The following is a 17436-nucleotide window of genomic DNA, read 5'->3' as shown; positions in this document are numbered from 1 at the left end:
ACAGCCATTCATTTTGATCAAAAGAGGAGCAGGCAAATGATTGAATTAACGGGGGATTCACTGACAATTGAAGCTGCGAAAAAGGTTTTATATGAGAAGGCTGTTATTCATATTCCTGAATATGTATGGGAGAAGGTTGAAAAAAGCCGCAAAGCTGTTGAAAACATTGTGGCTCAGAAGAAAGTTGTTTATGGAATCACGACGGGATTTGGAAAATTCAGCGATGTGCTGATTGATGCGGAGCATGCAGAAGAGCTGCAAATCAATTTGATTCGCAGTCATGCATGCGGTGTAGGGGATCCTTTTCCTGAAGAAGTATCAAGGGGAATGCTTTTGCTTCGGCTTAATGCATTGTTAAAAGGATTTTCTGGTATACGCAAAGAGGTTTTATCTTTATTTGTTGAGTTATTAAATCATGAAATTCATCCGGTTGTACCCCAGCAAGGATCACTCGGTGCAAGCGGAGATTTAGCGCCGTTGTCACACATGGCTTTAGTTTTGGTAGGTGAAGGGGAAGTCTTTTATCATGGGCGGCAAATGCATACAGAGGAAGCATTTAAGATGGCGGGGCTGCATCCAGTCACGCTGCAGGCAAAAGAAGGTTTGGCTTTAATCAATGGAACCCAAGCTATGACGTCAATGGGTCTTGTCAATTACATTGAGGCTGAAGCGGTTGCTCTGCAAGCAGATTATATCGCATCGATGACGATTGAAGGTCTCAGGGGAATTATTGATGCGTTTGATGAGGATATTCATATTGCCCGGGGCTATTCAGAGCAAATTCAAATAGCAGAGAGAATCAGGGGGATTTTAAAAGGCAGCTATCTCGTGACACATCAGGGAGAGCTGAGAGTGCAGGATGCGTACTCCTTAAGATGTATTCCTCAGGTTCATGGAGCAAGCCATCAAGTCCTTTCATATGTAAAAGATAAACTTGAAATTGAAATGAACGCTGCAACCGATAATCCGCTGATTTTCGATGAAGGAAAAAAGGTTTTGTCTGGAGGCAATTTTCACGGTCAGCCAATTGCGTTTGCAATGGATTTCTTGAAGGTGGGCATGGCAGAGCTTGCGAATATTTCAGAACGTAGAATTGAAAGGCTGGTCAATCCGCAGCTGAATGATCTGCCTCCGTTTTTAAGCCCGATGCCAGGTCTGCAGTCCGGGGCAATGATCATGCAGTATTGTGCAGCGTCGCTTGTCTCTGAAAATAAGACGCTTGCACACCCGGCTAGTGTTGATTCGATCCCCTCGTCAGCTAATCAGGAAGATCATGTCAGCATGGGGACCATTGCCTCAAGGCACGCCTATCAAATCATACAAAATTGCAGGCGTGTGCTTGCGATTGAAATGATTTGTGCAATGGAAGCAGCAGCTTTCCGCGGAATAGAAAAAATGGCAGAGACAACGAGAACGTTTTATCTTCACGGGAGAAATGTGGTGCCGGCGATAACGAAGGACAGAGTTTTTTCAAAAGATATCGAAGCTGCAGCAGCATGGCTAAAGAAAGCGGACTTAAAGAGACTGGAAAAAGACAATTACGACACGAAGGGGGAAATCGTATCATGAAAACAAAATTTACAGGGGCAAAACGCGGACTTGAATTAGAATGCAAAGGATGGGAGCAGGAGGCAGCACTGCGAATGCTAATGAATAATTTAGATCCTGAGGTTGCAGAGAAGCCTGAGGAGCTTATCGTATATGGCGGAATCGGAAAGGCAGCCCGAAATCAGGAGGCGCTTGAGGGAATCGTCAGGTCATTAAAATCTTTAGAAGATGATGAGACGCTGCTCATTCAATCAGGCAAACCTGTTGGGATTTTTAAAACGCATGAGCATGCACCCCGGGTTCTTCTTTCGAATTCAGTGCTCGTACCGAAATGGGCAGATTGGGAAAATTTCCATGAGCTTGATCAGAAGGGGCTCACGATGTATGGGCAAATGACAGCGGGAAGCTGGATTTACATTGGGACACAGGGCATTCTTCAAGGAACATATGAGACGTTCTCCGCGGTTGCGAAGCAGCATTTTGGCGGAAGCTTAGAAGGCACGATTACTCTTACGGCAGGTCTCGGCGGAATGGGAGGAGCACAGCCGCTTGCTGTCACAATGAACGGCGGAGTTGTCATTGCCGCAGATGCTGATCAAAGCAGGATTGAGAAGAGACTTGCGACTAAGTATTGTGACAAGATGACTCATTCCTTCGATGAAGCGCTGCAATGGGCAATGGATGCTAAGACAGAAGGCAGGGCGCTTTCAATTGGATTAGTTGCAAATGCTGTGGATGTGCTTCATGAAGTTTTAGAGAAAAAGATCGCAATTGATATTCTTACCGACCAGACATCTGCGCATGATCCTCTGAACGGATATTTCCCGCATGGTCTTTCAATAGACGAGGCACTGCAGCTTAAGCAGGATCATCCAGATGTCTATGTCGCGAAAGCAAAAAAATCAATGGCTGAGCATGTACGATGTATGGTTGAACTGCAAAAGAGAGGAACGATTGTGTTTGATTACGGCAATAACATTCGTCAGGTAGCGAAAGATGAAGGGGTAGAAAATGCCTTTGATTTTCCAGGCTTTGTTCCGGCCTACATTCGACCGTTATTCTGCGAAGGAAAAGGTCCATTCAGATGGGCTGCTCTATCTGGAGATCCGGCAGATATCCATCGAACGGATCAGCTTATCAAAGAACTTTTTCCTGAAAATGAAGCACTGCTTCGCTGGATCGACATGGCACATGAGCACGTAGCCTTTCAAGGCCTCCCAGCCCGAATTTGCTGGCTTGGCTATGGTGAACGAGTAAAAATGGGCCTCGCAATTAATGAATTAGTGCGGACGGGCGAATTAAAAGCACCGGTGGTGATTGGACGTGATCACCTTGACTGCGGTTCAGTAGCTTCTCCAAACCGCGAAACAGAGGCGATGAAGGATGGCAGCGATGCAATTGGGGATTGGGCTGTACTGAATGCACTCGTCAATACATCGGCAGGCGCGAGCTGGATATCGTTTCATCATGGGGGCGGAGTTGGAATGGGCTACTCACTTCATTCCGGTATGGTAGTCGTAGCAGACGGGACAGAAACGGCAAAAAGAAAACTAGAGAGAGTTCTCGTGTCAGATCCGGGAATGGGCATTATCCGTCATGCAGATGCTGGATACGAAGTGGCAAAGGATTTTGCTAAAGAAAATAATGTACGAATTCCGATGCAGGAATAGGAGGATTTGTTCATGAAATATGATCTTATTCTTGAAAATATCGGTCAGCTCTTAACAATGGAATATGAAAAAGGCGGGCCTCTCTGCGGCAAGGACATGGATCAGCTGCTTGTTCTTGAAAACAAGGCACTTGCGATTGCTGACGGAAGAATCGCTCTAATCGGCTCAAATGAAGATGCATCCGGGTGGCCAGCTGATAAAAGGATCGATTGTGGAGGGAAGCTTGTCACACCTGGCCTCATTGATCCGCATACCCATTTAGTGTTTGCCGGCTCACGGGAGCATGAAATGGGACTGAAACAGAAAGGTGTGCCTTATTTGGAAATCCTCAAACAAGGCGGCGGCATCCTTTCAACTGTAAACGCAACACGGGCTGCAAGTGAAGCGGTCCTGTTTGAAAAAGCAGCTTATCATCTTGACCGAATGCTTTCTTACGGAATGACGACCGTGGAGGCGAAAAGCGGATACGGACTTAACGCTGAAACAGAGCTGAAGCAGCTTCGTGCTGCGAAAAAATTGAATAACGAGCACCCAGTTGAAATCGTTTCAACCTTTTTGGGCGCACATGCGATTCCTCCAGAATATAAGCACCAGCCAGAGGTATTCTTAAATGAAATGCTTCAATTATTGGATGTCATTCAAAAAGAAGAATTGGCACAATTCGTAGATATTTTCTGTGAAACGGGTGTTTTCACGATTGAACAGTCCAAAGCGTTTTTATCAAAAGCGAAGCAAAAAGGATTTCAATTGAAAATACATGCAGATGAAATTGATCCATTAGGCGGGGCGGAATTAGCATCTGAGCTTGAAGCTATCAGTGCTGAGCACTTAGTTGGAGCATCAGAAGAAGGCATTAAACAGCTGGCTGCATCAGGTGTTATTGCCTGCCTGCTGCCGGGAACGTCCTTTTACCTAAATAAACCCGATCATGCAAAAGCGAGAAAGATGCTGGAAGAGGGAGTGGCAGTGACTTTGGCCACAGATTTTAACCCAGGAAGCTGCCCGACTGAAAATCTGCAGCTGATTATGTCATTTGCAGCGGTTATGTACAAAATGACGGTAAAGGAAATTTGGAATGCCGTGACAGTTAACGCTGCTCATGCAATTGGGTTAGGGGATGAGCGAGGCGTAATTGCTCCAATGAAGCAGGCGGATCTTGTCATTTGGGATGCAGTTAATTACGAGTACATTCCCTATCATTTTGGAGTAAATCACACTCAAACCGTAATTAAAAAAGGCGTTATTGTTTTTGAGAAGGGGGATCACCGTGAGCAGTCTGCCTTTTCTTTCACATGATGCAAAATTTATAGATCGCGGAATTTCGCGTGCAGGTACATTATTAAAAAAACGGGAAAGTGAGATAGCAGAAGGTATAGGATTAATTGGAATTCCTTTATCGAAGCCATCCATCAGTCATTCAGGAGCATCCTTTGCTCCTGATGCGATCCGAAGAATGATGAATGCTTTTACCACTTATTCAGTTCATGAAAAGCTAGATTTAAAAGAAGAGAGAATCATAGATTTTGGCGATATTTTAATGCATGTGACCGACCTTGCAGAATCGCGCCGCAGGATTGAAGAGACGGTTGAAAGAGTTGTAAGTGAACACCCTTTGATGATACCTGTTTTTCTTGGAGGCGATCATTCCGTCACAGCACCGATTGTTACTGCTTTAAAAAAAGCTAAAGAAAAAGTGGGCATCATTCAATTTGATGCACATCATGATCTGCGCAACCTTGAAGATGGCGGGCCATCAAATGGAACTCCCTTTAGACAGCTTATTGAAAAAAGTGCGCTGCAGGGGAAACACCTCCATCAGATTGGCATCCGTGATTTTTCAAATGGGAAAGAATACACTGATTTTGGCAGTAAAAATGGTGTTAATATCTACACAATGCAAGACGTATACACAAGAGGGATTCTCCCAATTTTACAAGAGAGTGTGAGCGAACTCCTGAAAGAAGTTGATGTCATCTACGTATCTCTTGATATGGATGTAATGGATCAGGCGTTTGCACCAGGATGCCCTGCCATTGGTCCAGGCGGGATGGATTCACGCACGCTGATTGAAGCCATTCGATTTTTAGGAGAAGTTCCAGCTGTTGGAGCAATGGATATTGTTGAAATTGACCCGACCCTCGATTTTCGGGATATGACGAGCCGGTTGGCTGCTTACTGTGTCCTAACCTTTTTAACAGGTTATAAAAGCAGAAACTAGTGATATCTATGCTTTCCTAAAAAGGGATTGAGAGTTTGAAAAGTTTTAGCAGTTTGGATAATAAGATCCTAATTTCAGATAGTAAATTCTATTTCCCAGCTAATAAGATTGCTTAAGCGGATAGGAAAAACTCTCATAAACATAAGCGCTCTAAAAAGACTAAATGGCCTTGTTCAGCTAGAAACAGGACATTTAGTCTTTTTTTAGTTTGGCTCTTTTCGTAAAGTTTGTTGCTTTTAGAAAAAATGGTTTATTCCTTTAGTGGATTGCAGTGAAGACACTTGACTCCTCTCGGGAAATAGAGGCTCCCATCCCTCCTCGCGGAAAGCAAGTGCCTGCAGCGTTAATCCACGGGTACAATTAATAACCAAAACCAACATTCAATGCGAAAACAGCCTTTGGTTAAAAAGGAATAATTGATAAGGCAAGAGCTACTAAAATCATAACGGCTGTCGATCCGCAGGCCCATTTCAGGAAAGTGCGCTGCAAGTCCCCGAAATCTTCTCCAACCATTCCGACTAATAGATACGTCGACGGTACTAGCGGACTTAATAGATGGACAGGCAATCCGAGAAGGGATGCGCGTCCAATAAATGCAGGATCAATTCCATATCCGGAGGCAGCCTTAGCCAGCAAGGGCAAAACGCCGTAGTAAAAAGCATCATTGGACATAAAAAATGTAAAGGGGGCACTGAGTATCGCTGTAATAAGAGCTAAATGTGAACCAAAAGCATCAGGAATATGCGTAATCATGGTGTTTGCGATGGCATCTACCATTTTTGTTCCGGAAAGGATTCCGGTAAAAATACCTGCTGCAAAAACCATAGAAATGACAGATAAGGCGTTATCAGCATAGTTTGAAATCCGTGCCTTTTGGTCACTTAGTTTTGGATAATTTATTGTGATAGCAATAGCAAATCCAACCATAAATAAGACGGTAGTAGGGAGAACTTCTCTAATTAGCGCGACTAATAATAAGATCGTTAACAGGTAGTTCACGACAATAAGTCTAGGCCGTTTAATGCTAGCTTCCTCTGCTGAAGCTGCTGTTTGCTGCATGGCCATTGTACTGTAATCAATGTCAATTATCCCTACTCTTTTACGCTCTTTTTTCCCAAGACAATAAGCCATGAATAACACAAATAATATTCCGCCTATCATTGAAGGAATGACCGGAGTAAAAATATCTGACATCTCAAGATTCAATGCTGTCATTGCTCTGGCGGTAGGACCTCCCCATGGAAGGAGGTTCATAACACCTGAAGCAGATACGGCAATACCGGCTAATATGAGTGGTCTCATGCCAATGCGTTTATACAAAGGAAGCATGGCTGAAATTGTAATGATGTAGGTTGTGGTTCCATCACCATCTAAGGAAATCAGAAGAGCGAGGACTGCCGTTCCGATGGCTATCTTTACCGGATCTCCTTTAACAACTTTCAAGATGGTTGAAATAATAGGATCAAATACTCCTGCATCAATCATAATCCCGAAAAAGAGAATGGCAAATAGGATCATGATACCTGTAGGTGCTACACTTTTTATGCCCTCAAGCGCCATGGGCCCAATTTCACTTCCGAATCCGCCGATTAATGCAAAAACAACTGGAACAACCATCAGTGCAATCATAGCCGTTAGCCGTTTTGTCATGATTAAAATCATGAATGTGATTAGCATTAAAAACCCTAATAATGCGAGCATAGTTTTCACCTCTTTTGTTAGTAAATAAAGTGTAAACAAAATATTCTGAAATGAAAACGTTTACAAAATAAAGTTATTAAAGTAAGTTAACTATATTTTGTACATTAAGTTCACAGTAAGGACTATATATACAGCAAAGTTTTAGCGAGCAAGCCAAATTGAAGGTAGGAACTGAATCTTCATTATAAGCCTGATATTTTTTAAAAAAGGGAGGCTGGTTCCTTGTAACGGGTTCAGTTAAAAGATTGTCCATCACCTTTAAAATACTTTCCATAACAAAATACCCAGTTGATTTCTGGATAATCATGAAGATCTTTGAAAATACTTTAAATCAATGATACAGTCGCGGTAATTGAGATGAGGTGCAGACTTTTGCTGTTCATGACAATCGCATCAATTGTAGTCAATCTAATCGTCTGGTTTATGCCCAAGCGACTGACTTTGAAAGAAATGTACTGCACCTGGTTGTTGATGGTGTTTCTTACACGTACCTCTGATCAGCTGTTAGACCTTGTTTTACATCTATATGATCAACTTGGCCCTGGCATCCAATGGCAAGCCGTCGTAATCCAAACTATTTTTTCAGGTGCGGTAGGGATATTAATCCTAAACTTTATGCCAAAGAATAGATTAAAGTTTTTCGCTTATACGATTGGATGTATGCTATTAGCAGTTGTCTTTGAATGGATAACAATACGCGTCGATTATCTGACCTATAATAACTGGTCGCTATGGTATTCTGCAGTAGTGTATATACTTGGGATTATCTTTCTGCGCTGCCATCTTTCTTTTCTACGAAGAAATATTAAAGACGTTATCAAAAAAGGATGAACAAGATCTGATTTTTACATTCAACATACGGGATATTGCTCAAATGATTTGAACAAGGAAGAAAAAGAAATGACCAAAAGAAAAGAAGATGAAAACCATCATCTTCTTTTAGTACTAATTATTTTTCCCATCGAACTTTTCTTTGTAATATAGATAATCAACCTTATGTTTAGCAGCCATTAGTTGTGATGCTAATATCGCTGTATAAATTGTTGTTAAAAGTATTTCCGTTGTTAGCAATGCTTAGTATAGAGTTGCGGTTACTATTGTTACTGCTTGAGGTGTTTGGGTAATATGTGTTGTTGCTAGTCAAATTAATCGCTCCCTTTTTATTTCAATATATAAATTTAAAATAGGCTAATCCATATAATATAGCCCCAACTTGAGCATATTAATAACGATAATATTTGAAAGCGAGATGGGTTAATAATGTCTAAACAAGGTATGCAAAATAAGGATCAAACGAGAGAGCAAACTGAGAAACAGGATAAAAGAAACGATGTCGAATTTGGAAGTGAATATCAAATTGGCAACACAAGCTCACAGAGCCAAAAAAAAAGCGGAAGCCAAGTAAATAAAAAATAACCTCAATCTTCTGAGGTTATTTTTTTCAGTATATCACTTAATACAGATTATTAATTTTTGGCTCTTTTCGAAAAGTTTGCTGCATTTAGAAAAAATGGTTAAATCCACGGGTACAATTAATAACCAATAACAACAATCAATGCGAAAACAGCCTAATTTTTAATTCTTTTATAAATTCAAATTGAGAAATAGACATTGGTGGTAGTGAGTATACTCACTACCTTGCTGGGTAAATACCGCAAATAACTTTACCTGTGCTCCACAAATTACCTAAGAAGATGTTATTGCCAATTTTGCTAAAAAAGCAGCACAATTAAATAAAATCCTATCTAACTGAGAGGAATCATTCCTTTTCTCTTTTTACACCTTAATCGGGAACTTTCAAAGAAGTATATAGTGACGTAGAAAGGATAATAAGTCAATTCTTTTAGGGTTTACACCTTGAAACAGGAACCGTTACTTATTTTCCATAGTTCTATACCTCGGAATAAAGATAGAATAGAGACGTTTTTATTAACAAGCAACGTTTTGAAGTAATTGTCTAATAGTTGACTGAGTCAACTATTAGGATTATACTATTGTTAATTTGAAATTTCTGAATATTAAAGGGGACTATCCATGGAATTAATTCAATATGTAGAAAAAATTCGTAAATTCAACAGGAATTATGCGAATGTTCTAGGCAAAATCGATCAAGAAATCTATAATCAACCTTTTCCATTAACAGAAGCACGGGTAATAACAGAAATCAAGAATCGAAATGGCTGTACTGCAACTGAAGTTAGAGAAAATCTAGGAATTGACCGAGGCTATATGAGCAGAATTGTCCAACGATTTGAGGATGAAAATATCATCGTGAAAAAACAGGTAAAAGAGGACAAAAGACAGTATTCAATCTATCTAACCGAATATGGCAAAAGTATTTATGAGGGCCTCGTTGAAAATGCAAATCGCGGAGTAGATAAAATGATTCAAAATTTTTCGAAAAGCGATCTCTCTAAGCTAGTCACATCCATGGAAACAATCGAATCAATATACTCGAAAGAACGTTCTTTCCATTCAGAAGTCTGCATTCGCCCATTTCAACCCGGAGATGTTGGATACGTCGCACACATTCATGGAAGGTTATATGATAAGACCTATAAGTTCGGACGGATGTTTGAATATTACGTCATGAAAGGTTTAACAGAATTTATGATTGATACGGATGGGGGGGAGCTATGGGTTGCTGAAGTGAATGGTGAAATCGCCGGTTCAATTGCCATTACAAAGTCTAGTGATACAATAGCACAGCTAAGATGGTTTGTTTTAGATGAAAATTATCAAGGCATGGGCATAGGGAAAAAACTCATGGAGACTGCCCTCATCTTCTGTAAAAAACAAAACTATCTGCATGTGTTCTTATGGACGGTAAGCACATTAGAAACGGCTCGCCATCTTTATCAAAAATATAATTTTAGACCAACTGAGGAAAAAAAGAATGAAGAATGGACAGGAACGATATTAATCGAAGAACGATGGGATCTCAGCCTTTCCGATGATAGCAAATATAGTAAATAAGTGAAAAATCAAAATTGGAAAAAGGTTATTATATTTTAATCTACTCTCATCACACTATATCTGATGCTGCTTTATATTCACCATACATAGACAGGGTAATTCTTTCTTAGGGTGACAAGAAACATTTAATCCTCCAGTCAGAAAAAAAGGCGCTTTGAAGAACGAAGGGAACTCTATGTAAGAATGGAGTTCCCTTCGTTTTTTGCAGTCGTTTTAGCATATCTTCACAAAATGACAAAGGAAATAGAACACCAATTAGCGGGACTTGGCTGTTCAACAATGTCCTGCTAATTACTATGCTTATGAAATGTTCCTTGAAAATCAGCTGAATCTACTAGAAACCCTAATAAGCAAACGGCTAAACTAATTGGAGTACTTATTTATGAACTTTTCAACAGAATCCGTTAAGTTTATTATTCATCTCCTTAAACCGGATAATATTTTCTTTCTGGTCTCCCGACAATGCCATACACCACTTCCGCCTTTAATTGATTGACAGAGGAGAGATATTCCAAATATCTGCGTGCAGTGATCCGGGAAGCACCTATTTCCTTAGACACTTCTTCAGCTGAAAGCCCATTTCTATTTGCTTGAAGTACGGCCTTCACTTTACCGAGTGTGATTTCATCAATTCCTTTTGGAAAACCTTTCTCTGAATTTTGATTGTTTTCCTTACTAAAAAGAAGATCGATATAGTTCTGATTCACTTGTTGATCGGATGACAGGAGGGAGTGCTTTTTTATGAATTTTTTAATGATATCGTCAAATCTCTCCCTGCTTACAGGCTTGATCAAGTAATTCTCTACTCCATAGCTCAGTGCTTTTTCGAGAAATATCTTATCTGTTGCAGCAGTTATCATAATGATGCTCACCTTCGGAAACATCTCACGTATGAGGGGAAGCAGCTCAGATCCCATCATATCAGGCAAATACACATCTAATAGAAGTAAGTCAGGTTCTTTCGTCTTCAGCAATTGGAGAGTCTGCTCCCCGTTCAATGATTTTCCAACCACAACGATTTCGTTGAATGTCTTTAAAAACTTTTCATGGATATCGGCGATTCGGAAGTCGTCTTCTGCGATGGCTACTTTTATCATTTCAATGTCTCAGCTCCTTAGGAAGATACACCGTAAATACAGTCCCTGTATCTGTATTGCTTTGTACCTCAATAATCCCGTTCATTTCCTGTACAGCCTCTTCGGCATTCGATAGGCCAAATCCCCTCGGTTCATTTCCGTCTTTAGATGTAAAGCCTCTTTCAAAAAGAAGAGGTATGTCTCTTTCGCGTATTCCTTTGCCATTGTCCTCAATTTCAAAGATGATATCACTTCCGATGTCTGTCACGAAAAGTTTAACCGTCGGGGTTTCCACTCCATATACAGCTTCGAAAGCGTTATCAATTAAGTTGCCAAGAATAACGATCAAGTGGGAAAGTTTAAAGTGCGGCGGCAATTCTTCTAAATAACTGTCAGAAGCTATATCAAACTGCAGCTTCTTTTCTGAAGCTTTTCCCAGCTTTCCCAAAAGGATAGCCTGTACCTTGGTATCTTTGATCTGGTTAAAGACGACTGAATTTTGAAATTGCAGAGCCTGTGTTTCACTTTTTATCATATGAATCGCCTGATCGAATTCACCAAGTTGAAGAAGGCCAGATAACACGTATAATTTATTGGTAAACTCATGTGTTTGGGAACGGAGATCTTCTGAATATCTTTTGACTTCCGATACGGTGTTTATCATCTGCTCAATTTCCGTTTTGTCGCGAAAAGAAGCAACAACACCTCTTATCCCACTTTCATCAAAGAGTGGAGTGCTATTCACGATAACTGTTTTATCTTTCCAAACCATTTCTTGATCAACGTGCGGATTTCCCTGTTTTAAAACTTCATAAAGATAATCGGAAGGAAACAGTCCATCCACTTTCATATGCCTGACAGACCCTTTAATATGAAGGAGCTTCTTAGCCGGCTGATTCATCATTGTAATGTAGCCTTCTTTATCTATAGCTAAAATACCCTCTTTGACCCCATGCAGCACAGCGTTTTTTTCTTTATAAAGAGCAGCAATTTCGTACGGTTCGAGCCCCATAGTGTCCTTGCGGATATTGCTTGACAGCAAAATGCTTCCGAGCACAGATATAAAAAGGGCAAAGAGAGAAACAAGCAGAACTTTAATGAAATTCTTCATGATTTGCTGGTTGATGTCTTCTAATAAAAATCCTGCTGAAACGAGACCGATAATCTCTCCCTGTTTGTTAAAAATAGGAGATTTCCCTCTAAGAGACGGTCCGAGTGATCCGCTCGCTTTTGAAACATAAAACTCCCCTTTAAGAATGGCTCTATCGTTATCTCCTCCCGTCATTTTTTTCCCAATTTCTGACTTCATGGGATGTGAATAACGAATGCCATTTTTATTCCCTACTACAATGAACTCAGCGCCTGTTTGTTTCCTGATCTCTTCTGCTAAAGGCTGGATCGTTTCGGAAGGATTGTCAGATTGAAATGCATCGATAATGGTTGGCATGAGGGCGACGGTTTTTGATAACTCCAGTGCCATCCTTCCTTTATTTTCTTCGATTTGTTTGCTTTCCATATAGCTGAAAAAACCTGTCAGCAGCAGGATCAATAATAACCCCAATAAAAGAACCAGCCCGAGTATTTTAATCTGTAAAGACACTTTTATCGTCTTCAGGCAGCATTCCTCCTACTATTAAATCCTTTTTATCTTAATTTTCTAATCTATTGAACTTATTAAAGAAAGAATACAAGTAAATTCTGCATACGTCAAAGAACCTTGTATTGGTTGTTTTAATTGCTTTTAATTTTCAACAAGTGAGGGAATCTCAAAAAGACCGGGCAAACATTAGCCTGGTCTTCCTGAGATTTAAGAGCCCAATCTAGAAACTTCCTCTTCTATCCGGTTTATATCAATCCGTTCAAATAATGGTTTAACTTGGCTCAGCTCAATTACTGAATCAAGCGGAGTATAGGACCACTTATCAGCTTTCAAGCCCATTAATTCTTGAATTTCTCTGCTCGAAAATGGCAGAAATGGCTGCAGTAAAATAGATAAGTTTGCAATGGCGACAGTGCAGGTGAAGAGTGTATTTTCACAAGCAGCAGCGTTATCTTTAACAGAAATCCAAGGTTTTTGCTCATCAAAATATTTATTCATGCGGCGAATAAAAGAAAAGAGATGGTCGAGGGCTGCTTTAAATTGCCCGCTTTCGATTTGTTTGCCAATCGTTTGATAGAGCTGATTTATGTTGCTTTCTACTTCGCTGTCAAGAACCGCTGGCCTTACTATTGATGAAAAAGACTTTTCGATAAACTTAAATGTCCGATTTACTAGATTCCCATATGCGCCGAGCAGCTCACTGTTATGAGAGTGGATGAACTCACGCCAGGAAAAATCAGTATCTCTTTTTTCAGGAGCATTTACAGTTAAAAAATATCGTATGGAATCAGGATGATAGTTCTCCAATATTTGCGGTACCCAAACTGCCCAGTTCTGGCTTGTTGATAATTTTTTCTTTTCAATTGTGAGGTATTCGCTTGAGATGATATGATCTGGAAGATGCAAGCTGCCAATCCCCATCAAGATGCCAGGCCATATTATTGAGTGAAAGGGGATATTATCCTTACCATGAACATAATAGGCTTTCGTACCTTCACTCCAAAAAGGCTGCCAATCCTGCTGATTTTCCACTGACCATAACTTGCTTGCTGACAAGTAGCCTGAAACAGCTTCGATCCAAACGTAGATTTTTTTCTCCTCATAACCCTTTATAGGAACAGGTACGCCAATCGGAAGATCTCTTGAGGCAGCCCTGTCCTGCAGCCCTTCGGATAAATACCGCTTTGTCAGTTTGATGGCATTATCGCGCCACAGCTGTTTGTTTTCTGCCGATGTTGCATACTTTTCAAGTTTTTCCTGCAGAGCTGATAGTTCAAAGTAGTAATGTCTTGTCAATTTTAAAGCGGGCTCATGAGCGCAAAGCTTGCATGTTTTATTTATGAGATCTAGCGGATCGAGAATACTTGCACAAGCATCACACTGATCCCCTCTTGCATGAGCTGAACAATTCGGACAAGTTCCCTCTACAAACCGATCAGGCAAAAATTGTTTACAGTGACCGCAGTAAGCCTGGAGCGTTTCTTTTTCATAAAGAAAGCCATTATCTAAAAGGGTCATAAAGATTTCCTGCACAGCTTGATGGTGATGCTGGTGATCTGTACGAGTATAACAGTCATAGGTAAATCCAAGTTTTTGAAAAGAATCGGCAAATTCCTTATGATACCGGTCAGCAATGACTTGGGCCGGTACATTTTCCTGCCTTGCTCTGATTGAAATGGGCGTTCCATTGCAATCACTGCCTGAAACGTATAATACCTTTTCCCCTTTCAAACGATAATATCTTGCTAAAATATCACCGGGCAATAGACTTGCGATATGTCCGATATGCAGAGACCCATTTGCGTAAGGCCATGCTCCTCCAATAAAAATAGACATTTCATTATCCTCCTTTTGAACATAAGGTCTGTTTTTGCATAGATTTTTTTTATTCGTATATCGACTAAAGCCGTATATAGGAGGATTTCGTGCTTTTTTCTAATAAATTTTTATAATGAATCTTAGAAAAGAGCCAACAAAAAAACCTCGTCCATAGACTTAATAAGTCTAAGGACGAGGTTTGATTTCGCGGTACCACCTTAGTTTACAGATTACTCACATAACCTGTCTTCATTCGTACGGAACATGAGAAAATGTCGATACGCAGGCTGTTGTAACGTCAGCCACCACGTCACAGCCTACTGATGATGACAGTTGTCATGATGTTCGGTGTGAAGCTCAAAGGTCATTTTCTGTGAAGGATTTCTTGCTTCTTTTCAGCTCCCGAAGCTCTCTGGATAGACGTCCGACTCACATACTTTTCCTTATCAATGCTTTTCATGTTTTATATAGTTTATCCAAAAAGAGGAAAAATGTAAATAGTCAGATTATTCTTCTTTGAAAAGCTCCTTCAAAAATTTCTCGCGGTTTTCCAAAAAGTACTTCGTAATCTGATAATGATCCGTTTCAGTATAATTGATTTCTGCAATACGATCCTCATCGAAATTCAAGATACTTGCCCCAGGATATCCAAGCAAGATGGGGGAATGAGTGGCGATAATAAACTGTGTGTCGCCATCTTTTGTTAAGTCATGCAGGATGCGGAGCAAGGTCAGCTGCCTTGTTGGTGAAAGAGCGGCCTCTGGCTCATCCAATAAGTAGACGGCTTTTGTGCCGAAGCGATTTAGAAAAAGAGATAGAAATGATTCGCCATGTGATTGATGATGAAGGGATTTTCCACCATACGGTCCAAATACATCACCTGACCAGGGATCTTCATTCAGTTCCTCCAAATAAGATGCAAACTGGTAAAACGATTCTGCTCTCAGGAAAAAGCCATTCCTAACCTTAGGCATCCAGGCAAGCCTGATATACCTTCCCAGGTCCGATTGAGAGCTTCTCGTTTCGTAAAGATGGTGGCTGCCGCCCGCGGTATTAAAGCCGCATTGATAAGCAATCGCCTCCATCAAAGTGGATTTGCCCGAGCCATTTTCCCCGACGAAAAAGGTAACTGGACTTTTAATTTTGATCTCATCCAAATTGGAAATGGCAGGAATGGAAAATGGATATTCTTTAATTGAAGGTACTTCTTCTTTGATTAATCGAATTGATTTTAAGAACATTTTATCACCTGTTCTTAGTTTAACAGGAATTATAGCTGCAAGTCATCGGCTTACAGGAATTTCAATTTCCGGATGACAGCACATGCGAATATAATCTGCTGTTTGATTCGCAATAATCTCTTTATCGTAATCCATCGAAGCTACATGATAGGAATTTGTCAGACTGATGATTTGTTTCATTGGGGAAGAAACGGACTCAAAAAGAAAATCAGAGCTTTCCGGCGGAACGACATGATCTTCCTCAGATTTAAAAATAAGAATGGGACATTCTACATCGGCAATTTTTGATTTTGTGAATGTAATCAAGCCTAATAGCTTTTTAACAGCAGTGATAGGAACAGCTGAGTAAGTAATTTCTTCAATTCCCTCCGCTTTTATATCTGGTTTTCCTTCAGGTATGAAGCGCGGCTCTGTCTTATCCCGAAAAAACTCATATCCAGGTACGTCCAAGGCTGCATTAATCGTTATAACGCCGCTAATTTCCTTATGTTTGCCCGCTAATTGAACAGCAAGCGTTCCACCCATGGATTGACCGGCAATAAATACGTTCTTGCAGACTTTTTTCAGCTTTAAATAAGCCTTTTCCAGATCTTCAAACCAATCCAAATAACAGCAATTTTCAAGTTCTTCAGCATGTGTTCCGTGGCCCTTTAGCCTGGGAGCAAGGACAGTAAAACCTTTATCAGCAAGCAATTTGCCAAGTTCCCCGACACTTTGAGGCGTTCCGACAAATCCGTGGCACAGTAAAATTCCAATCTCATTGCCTTTATGAAAAAAACTTTCTGCACCAGGCAGAACAGGGAATATCGTTTTACTCATCTTTCGTTCCTCCAATTCAAGCAATTATAAAAGAAAACCCTCTCTTCCATTGGCAATAAAGAGAGGGTTTTTCTTTATCAACCAAAGCGCGATGCTTTGCTGGTGGGAGCACCTTTTCCGTTCTTACGGTGGTTGCTGTGAAGTCATGGAGCCAGATCTCTCGTTCACTCTTGATAATTTATTTAATTCTGATTGGTTTAGTTGGTTTTAATGATCTTATCACGAGCAGCTTTTAACTGTCAATAGATTATGTGAAAGCGGAAAGCCCGAGAATTTAGTACTTCAATTTGTCGTTTTGGATCAGTGAAAATGGAGAGCTGATTTAGTTAGCTCATCATCCAGAAGAAAGTGCACCAAAGTGGGTGTTTGGTGCACAAAGAGTGCTCTTCAACCATAAGAAAGTGCGTCAAACTGGAGATTGCCGCACAAAGTTAGCTCATCATCCAGAAGAAATTGCGCCAAACCGGAGTTTGCCGCAGAAAGTTAGCTCACCATCCAGAGGAAAGTGCACCAACCGTAGTTTGCCGCACAAAGTTAGCGCATCATCTAGAAGAAAGTGCGCCAAACCGGAGTTTGTCGCACAAAGTTAGCTCATCATCCAGAAGAAAGTGCGCCAAACAGGAGTTTGCCGCAGAAAGTTAGCTCACCATCCAGAGGAAAGTGCGTCAAACCGGAGTTTGCAGCACAAAGTTAGCTCATCATCCAAAAGAAAGTGCGCCAAACCGGAGTTTGCCGCAGAAAGTTAGCTCACCATCCAGAGGAAAGTGCG

Annotated in this window: 13 protein-coding genes, 1 riboswitch and 1 other annotated feature; of the genes, 7 read left to right on the top strand and 6 right to left on the bottom strand. The window is 40.7% G+C overall.

All coding sequences use genetic code 11. From position 1 onward, the window contains the following. Positions 1-36: 36 nt before the first annotated feature. The 4 genes from hutH to hutG are packed head-to-tail and all read left to right on the top strand — an operon-like array spanning position 37 to position 5436. Positions 37-1569: a histidine ammonia-lyase gene (gene hutH / locus CYJ36_RS14565; protein WP_101567989.1), complete on the top strand. Its 1533-nt coding sequence runs from the start codon at positions 37-39 to the stop codon at positions 1567-1569. Continuing rightward, positions 1566-3218 (top strand): urocanate hydratase, encoded by a 1653-nt coding sequence (gene hutU / locus CYJ36_RS14560; RefSeq protein ID WP_101567988.1) that lies wholly within the window; start codon positions 1566-1568, stop codon positions 3216-3218. The genes hutH and hutU overlap by 4 nt, the downstream gene beginning before the upstream one ends. 12 nt (positions 3219-3230) lie before the next feature. After that, entirely contained in the window at positions 3231-4514 is a 1284-nt protein-coding gene (gene hutI, locus CYJ36_RS14555) for an imidazolonepropionase (RefSeq protein WP_101567987.1), read from the top strand. Then, on the top strand, positions 4486-5436 hold the full coding sequence (gene hutG, locus CYJ36_RS14550) for a formimidoylglutamase (RefSeq protein ID WP_101567986.1): 951 nt from the start codon (positions 4486-4488) through the stop codon (positions 5434-5436). The genes hutI and hutG overlap by 29 nt, the downstream gene beginning before the upstream one ends. Positions 5437-5838: 402 nt before the next feature. On the opposite strand, the gene CYJ36_RS14545 is transcribed toward hutG, so the two are convergent. After that, entirely contained in the window at positions 5839-7176 is a 1338-nt protein-coding gene (locus CYJ36_RS14545; protein ID WP_257962488.1) for a CitMHS family transporter, read from the bottom strand. A gap of 435 nt (positions 7177-7611) precedes the next feature. Here CYJ36_RS14545 and CYJ36_RS24090 point away from each other — a divergent pair, with 435 nt between their 5' ends. The 3 genes from CYJ36_RS24090 (at position 7612) to CYJ36_RS14530 (ending at position 10113) form a co-directional block, all read left to right on the top strand. Then, positions 7612-7968 carry a hypothetical protein gene (locus CYJ36_RS24090; protein WP_219621108.1) on the top strand — a complete coding sequence of 119 codons (357 nt, stop codon included), beginning with the start codon at positions 7612-7614 and terminating at the stop codon, positions 7966-7968. Positions 7969-8397: 429 nt separating this feature from the next. Then, a complete protein-coding gene (locus CYJ36_RS23715) occupies positions 8398-8553 on the top strand; it encodes a hypothetical protein (RefSeq protein WP_180850334.1) in 156 nt (51 codons plus the stop codon). Between the two features lie 618 nt (positions 8554-9171). Further along, the gene (locus CYJ36_RS14530) at positions 9172-10113 is read left to right on the top strand and encodes a bifunctional helix-turn-helix transcriptional regulator/GNAT family N-acetyltransferase (RefSeq protein ID WP_101567983.1); all 942 of its coding nucleotides are present in this window, start codon (positions 9172-9174) and stop codon (positions 10111-10113) included. A 425-nt stretch (positions 10114-10538) separates the two neighbouring features. On the opposite strand, the gene CYJ36_RS14525 is transcribed toward CYJ36_RS14530, so the two are convergent. From CYJ36_RS14525 to CYJ36_RS14505, 5 genes are all read right to left on the bottom strand, one after another. Next, positions 10539-11210 (bottom strand): response regulator, encoded by a 672-nt coding sequence (locus CYJ36_RS14525; RefSeq protein ID WP_308315312.1) that lies wholly within the window; start codon positions 11208-11210, stop codon positions 10539-10541. Between the two features lies 1 nt (position 11211). After that, a complete protein-coding gene (locus tag CYJ36_RS14520) occupies positions 11212-12804 on the bottom strand; it encodes an ATP-binding protein (RefSeq protein ID WP_101567981.1) in 1593 nt (530 codons plus the stop codon). 192 nt (positions 12805-12996) lie between these two features. Next, positions 12997-14703, bottom strand: a complete 1707-nt coding sequence (gene metG / locus CYJ36_RS14515; protein WP_257962495.1) for a methionine--tRNA ligase — start codon at positions 14701-14703, stop codon at positions 12997-12999. 89 nt (positions 14704-14792) lie between these two features. After that, positions 14793-15066: a binding site (T-box leader), on the bottom strand. 47 nt (positions 15067-15113) lie between these two features. Further along, a complete protein-coding gene (locus CYJ36_RS14510; RefSeq protein WP_101567979.1) occupies positions 15114-15848 on the bottom strand; it encodes an AAA family ATPase in 735 nt (244 codons plus the stop codon). Between the two features lie 42 nt (positions 15849-15890). Then, positions 15891-16667, bottom strand: a complete 777-nt coding sequence (locus tag CYJ36_RS14505; protein ID WP_101567978.1) for an alpha/beta hydrolase — start codon at positions 16665-16667, stop codon at positions 15891-15893. Positions 16668-16738: 71 nt separating this feature from the next. Next, a riboswitch (SAM riboswitch) is annotated at positions 16739-16847 on the bottom strand. Positions 16848-17436 lie beyond the last annotated feature (589 nt).

The organism is Bacillus sp. UMB0893 (assembly GCF_002858905.1).
Lineage (GTDB): Bacteria > Bacillota > Bacilli > Bacillales > Bacillaceae > Bacillus_P.
Note: the sequence above shows the minus strand (reverse complement) of the source record. Positions and strands in the feature narration are given on the sequence as shown.